This is a genomic window from Nocardioides sp. (assembly GCF_035429765.1).
In the GTDB taxonomy this organism is placed as follows: Bacteria; Actinomycetota; Actinomycetes; order Propionibacteriales; family Nocardioidaceae; genus Nocardioides.
Map to the genome: position 1 here is coordinate 1 of NZ_DAOMFK010000219.1, position 5,146 is coordinate 5,146.

Consider the following 5,146-nt stretch of genomic DNA (forward strand, 5'->3'; position numbering starts at 1 on the left):
GCCCGCGAGCTCCGGCGGTGCGCGATCGCCCGCGCCGAGGGTGACGGGCGCGGCGCCCTGGTCGCGCTGCGCTCGGCGGTGGCCACGGCCGAGGCGGACCGGCTGCGCCGACCGTTCGTCGAGGTGCCCCAGGCCCTGCACCTGCTGCGTCGTGCGGTCCCGCACACCTCCCCGCTCGTCGACGCCCGGATGTGGGAGCTGGCCGGGCGGCTGGAACGTCGCGGAGCCGCCCAGAGTGCCCTGGTCGAGCCGCTCACCGAGCGCGAGCTCGCGGTCCTCGCCTACCTGCCGCAGCGGATCAAGAACCAGGACATCGCCGACGAGCTCTACGTCTCGGTCAACACCCTCAAGACCCACCTGCGCAGCATCTACCGCAAGCTCGGCGCCGCGGACCGCGACCAGGCCGTCGACCGCGCCAGCGAGCTGGGACTGGTCTGAGCCCCGTGGACCGTCTCGAGGAGCTGGCCGCCGCACTGCCCGACGGCGTGGTGGTGACCGATCCCGACGTGGTGGAGAAGTACCGCTACGACTGGTCCGGGGGCGGTGGCGAAGAGGCCGGTCGGCCGTTGGCGGTCGTCCGGGCCGAGGGGGCCGAGCAGGTGCAGGCCACGCTGCGGTGGGCCAGCGCGCACCGGATCCCGGTGGTGCCGCGCGGGGCCGGGTCCGGTCTCTCCGGCGGGGCCACCGCGGTCGACGGCGGGATCGTGCTTTCCCTCGAGCGGATGCGGTCCATCGGCATCGACCCCGCCGCGCGGGTGGCGGTGGTGGAGCCGGGTGCCCTCAACATCGAGGTGAAGGAGGCCGCCGCCGAGCACGGGCTGTGGTACCCGCCGGACCCCTCGTCGTACGACATGTGCTCCATCGGCGGCAACGTGGCCACCAACGCAGGCGGGCTGTGCTGCGTGAAGTACGGCGTGACCACCGACTACGTGCTGGGGCTGGACGTCGTCCTGGCCGACGGCACGCTGGTCTCCCTCGGCGGGCCGCGGATCAAGGACGTCGCCGGGCTCTCGCTGGTCAAGCTGTTCGTGGGCAGCGAGGGGACCCTGGGGGTCGTCACCCGGGCCATCCTGCGACTGGTTCCCGCGCAGGGGGCGCGGTCGACCCTGGTGGCCTCCTTCCCGACCGTCGCGAGCGCCGCCGCCGCCGTGGTCGACATCGGGCGGTCGCTGCGCCCCTCGATGCTGGAGCTGATGGATCGGGCGGCGGTCAACGCGGTCGAGGACCACCGGGCGATGGGCCTGGACCGCTCGGCGGGTGCGCTGCTGATCGCGCAGTCCGACGCGCCGGGCGCGGCCCGTGCCGAGGAGATCGCCTGCATCGCCGCCGCCTGCCAGGCCGCCTCGGCCACCGAGGTGTACCTCACCGACGATGCCGAGGACGGCGAGATGTTCGTCGAGGCCCGGCGCGCCGCCTTCCCCGCCATCGAGGCCCGGGGGGCGCTCCTCCTGGAGGACGTCGGCGCCCCGGTGCCGCTGCTGCCCGAGCTCCTCGCCGCCGTGGGGGGGATCGCGACCCGGTACGCCGTCGAGATCCCGGTGGTGGCCCACGCCGGGGACGGGAACACCCACCCGATCATCGTCTACGACCCCGCCGACGCCGACTCGGAGCGGCGGGCGCGGGCCGCGTTCGACGACATCCTCGGTGCCGCGGTCGCGCTGGGCGGCACCATCACCGGCGAGCACGGTGTCGGGCGCACGAAGAAGTCGGCGCTGCCCGCGCAGCTCGGGCCCGAGGTGATGGCGCTGACCCGGCGGATCAAGGAGGCCCTCGACCCCGACGGGATCCTCAACCCGGGCGCGATCCTGTAGGAGAGACCCATGCACCAGCCCTTCCCGGACCGTTCCTCCGCAGCTGCCGCGTTCGCCGAGCACGTCAACCGCGGCAAGGTGGCGGCGTACGACGCGCTCGGCCTCGACGTGATGATCGGCGAGCGGGAGGGCGCGTGGTTCGGCGACGCCTACGACCCCCAGCGGCGATGGTTGAACTGCCACTGCAACGGGGGGGTGTTCAACCTCGGTCACCGCAACCCCGCAGTGGTCGCGGCGGTGCGCGAGGCCCTCGGCCACCTCGACGTCGGCAACCACCACCTCGTGTCCGGCTGGCGGGCCGAGCTGGCCCGCCGGCTGTCGGCCACCACCGGCGACCGGCTGAGCGGTGTGGTGTTCGGCGTCGGTGGGGGAGAGGCGGTCGACCTCGCCCTCAAGGTGGCCCGGGCGCACACCGGCCGCCAGGGTGTCGTGTCGGCCGTCGGCGGCTACCACGGACACACCGGACTGGCGATGGCGGCCGGCGACCCCGCCTACCGGGACCCGTTCGGTCCCAATCCGCAGAACTTCCGCCAGGTCCCGTTCGGCGACCTGGACGCCCTGGCCACGGCCGTCGACCACAGCACCGCCGCCGTCATCCTGGAGTCCGTCCCCGCGACCCTGGGGATGCCGCTGCCCCCGCCGGGCTACCTGCGCGCCGTGGGCGACCTGTGCCACCAGGCCGGAGCCCTCCTGGTGCTCGACGAGGTGCAGACCGGGCTGGGCCGCACCGGCACCTGGTGGAGCTACCAGCAGGACGAGGCCGAGCCCGACCTCGTGGTGACGGGCAAGGGGCTCTCCGGGGGGATCGTGCCGATCTCGGCGACGCTGATGACCCGCGAGGTGCACGCCTTCTTCGACGACCACCCGTTCGTCCACATCTCGACCTTCGGCGGGGCCGAGATCGGCTGTGTCGCGGCGCTGACGGTGCTCGACCTGGTCGGTGCCCCGGGGTTCCTCGGCCGGGTCGAGGAGGTGGGTTCCCGGATCGAGGCGGGCCTGTCCGGGCTCCCGCTCGAGGTACGCCGCCGGGGCCTGTTCATGGGGCTGAAGCTCCACGACGCCGCTGCCGGGATGGCCGCCACGCAGCGCGCGATCGGCGCGGGTGTCTTCGCCATCTTCGCCAACAACGACCCCTCCGTGCTGCAGCTGCTGCCGCCGCTGACGATCGCCGACGACGAGGTCGACTGGCTGGTCGGCACGCTGCAGGAGGTGCTGGCGTGAGCGACGGGCCGGTCAGCGAGCACGAGCTGGCCGCCCTCGAGGCGCGCGTGCACGAGGCCCTGGTCCAGGGGGAGGCTGGCACGCTGCCGGTGCTGGGGTACGGCGAGATCACGCTCGTGCTGGGCTGGCCCCCCGAGGCCCCCACGGCGGCGTGCAAGCGCCTGCCCGTCTTCGCCGACGCGACGCGTGCGGAGGCGTACGGCACGCTGGTCACGGAGTACGTCGAGCACCTGCGCGCGGGCGGGCTCGACGTGCTGCCGACGTCGTGGCACACCGTTCCTGCGGCGCACGGCACGGTCGCCGGCTACGTGGTCCAGCCGGTGCTTCCCGAGGCGACCCTGGTGCCGCGGGTGCTCGCCGACACCCCGGAGCAGGCCCGTGCGGTGCTCGACGCCGTGCTCGACGCGGTGGACGCCGTGGTCGACCCGAGCTGCGGACTGGACGCCCAGCTGTCCAACTGGGCGTGGCGGGACTCGCGGCTGACCTACTTCGACGTCACCACGCCCATGCTCAGCGACGCCGCCGGCAGGACCCGGCTCGACCTGGCACACATGGGCACACCCCTGCCCGCGCCGCTCCGGCCGGTGCTGGCCCGCTTCGCGTTCCCGGGCATCGTGGCCGCCTACCACGACCGGCGCACGGTCGTCGTCGACCTGGTGGGCAACCTGCTCAAGGAGCGGCTGGACCATGTGGTCGACGAGGCGATCGCGGCGGCCAACCGGCGGGTCACCCCGTCGCTCACCCGCGGCGAGATCGACCGCTGGTACGCCGGAAACGCCCGGATGTGGGAGGCGCTGCTGCGGCTGCGCCGCGCCGACCGGTGGTGGCAGCGCCGCGTCCGGCGCCGGACCTACCCCTTCCTGCTGCCCGGTGCCATCGACCGCTGACCGCTGGGCACGGGGGCCGCCGGGCACCGCGCCGACACGCGAGCCGAAGTCGCTGCACCGGCGCCGGGCCCCGTAGGCTGACGGGGCTGGTCTTCCCCCGAGCCGGCATCTGGGAGGATGCCCCGGCCGCACCCGCGCCGTGAACGTCCGCAGTGAGGGAGAACCGTGTACCTGAAGAGCCTGACCCTCAAGGGGTTCAAGTCCTTCGCCTCCTCGACGACGCTCCAGCTCGAGCCGGGCATCACCTGCATCGTCGGCCCCAACGGCTCCGGCAAGTCCAACGTCGTGGACGCCCTCGCCTGGGTCATGGGCGAGCAGGGCGCCAAGTCCCTTCGCGGCGGAAAGATGGAGGACGTCATCTTCGCCGGCACCGCGGGCCGTCCGCCCCTGGGCCGGGCGGAGGTGCTGCTGACCATCGACAACTCCGACGGCGCGCTGCCGATCGAGTACTCCGAGGTCACCATCTCCCGCACGATGTTCCGCAGCGGCGGGTCCGAGTACGCCATCAACGCCCAGCCGTGCCGCCTCCTGGACGTGCAGGAGCTGCTGTCGGACTCCGGCATCGGCCGCGAGATGCACGTCATCGTCGGGCAGGGCCAGCTGGACTCCATCCTGCACGCGACCCCGGAGGACCGCCGGGGCTTCATCGAGGAGGCCGCCGGGGTCCTCAAGCACCGCAAGCGCAAGGAGAAGGCGCTGCGCAAGCTGGACTCCACCGAGGGCAACCTCACTCGGCTCGGCGACCTGCTCACCGAGATCCGCCGCCAGCTCAAGCCCCTGGGCAGGCAGGCGGAGGTGGCCCGCAAGGCGGCGGCCGTGCAGGCCGACGTCCGCGACGCCCGTGCCCGGCTGATCGCCGACGACCTGGTCACCGCGCGGACCGCCCTGGAGCAGGAGCTCGCCGACGAGTCCGTGCTCGTGGAGCGGCGCCGGGAGGTGGAGGCGTCGGTCGCCGAGGCCCAGCAGGCCGAGGCGGCGCTGGAGGCCGCACTGCGCGAGGACCTGCCGGAGCTCGCCCGCGCCCAGGAGACCTGGTTCGCCCTGTCCGGGCTCCGGGAGCGGCTGCGCGGCACCCAGTCGCTGGCCGCCGAGCGGGTCCGCAACGCCGCCGGCACCCCCGAGCTGGAGCTCGAGCCCGGCCGGGACCCCGAGACGCTCGAGGCGGAGGCCGAGCGCGTGCGGGACCAGGAGCAGGCCATCGCCGTGGAGGTCGACACCCAGCGGGCC

The 5,146-nt window shown here is 74.0% G+C and carries 5 protein-coding genes; all 5 read left to right on the forward strand.

Annotation, left to right across the window (positions count from 1 at the left end; genetic code table 11):
- Positions 1–438, forward strand: a 438-nt coding sequence (locus PLP61_RS14860) for a response regulator transcription factor (RefSeq protein ID WP_324503531.1), incomplete at its 5' end; no start/stop codon positions are given.
- A gap of 5 nt (positions 439–443) precedes the next feature.
- A complete protein-coding gene (locus PLP61_RS14865) occupies positions 444–1,811 on the forward strand; it encodes an FAD-binding oxidoreductase (RefSeq protein WP_324503532.1) in 1,368 nt (455 codons plus the stop codon).
- Between the two features lie 9 nt (positions 1,812–1,820).
- Entirely contained in the window at positions 1,821–3,032 is a 1,212-nt protein-coding gene (locus PLP61_RS14870) for an aspartate aminotransferase family protein (protein WP_324503533.1), read from the forward strand.
- Positions 3,029–3,919, forward strand: coding sequence for a DUF6206 family protein (locus PLP61_RS14875; RefSeq protein ID WP_324503534.1), 891 nt, complete (start codon positions 3,029–3,031; stop codon positions 3,917–3,919). The genes PLP61_RS14870 and PLP61_RS14875 overlap by 4 nt, the downstream gene beginning before the upstream one ends.
- 165 nt (positions 3,920–4,084) lie before the next feature.
- Positions 4,085–5,146 (forward strand): chromosome segregation SMC family protein (locus PLP61_RS14880; protein ID WP_324503535.1); only part of this gene is annotated, 1,062 nt, incomplete at its 3' end.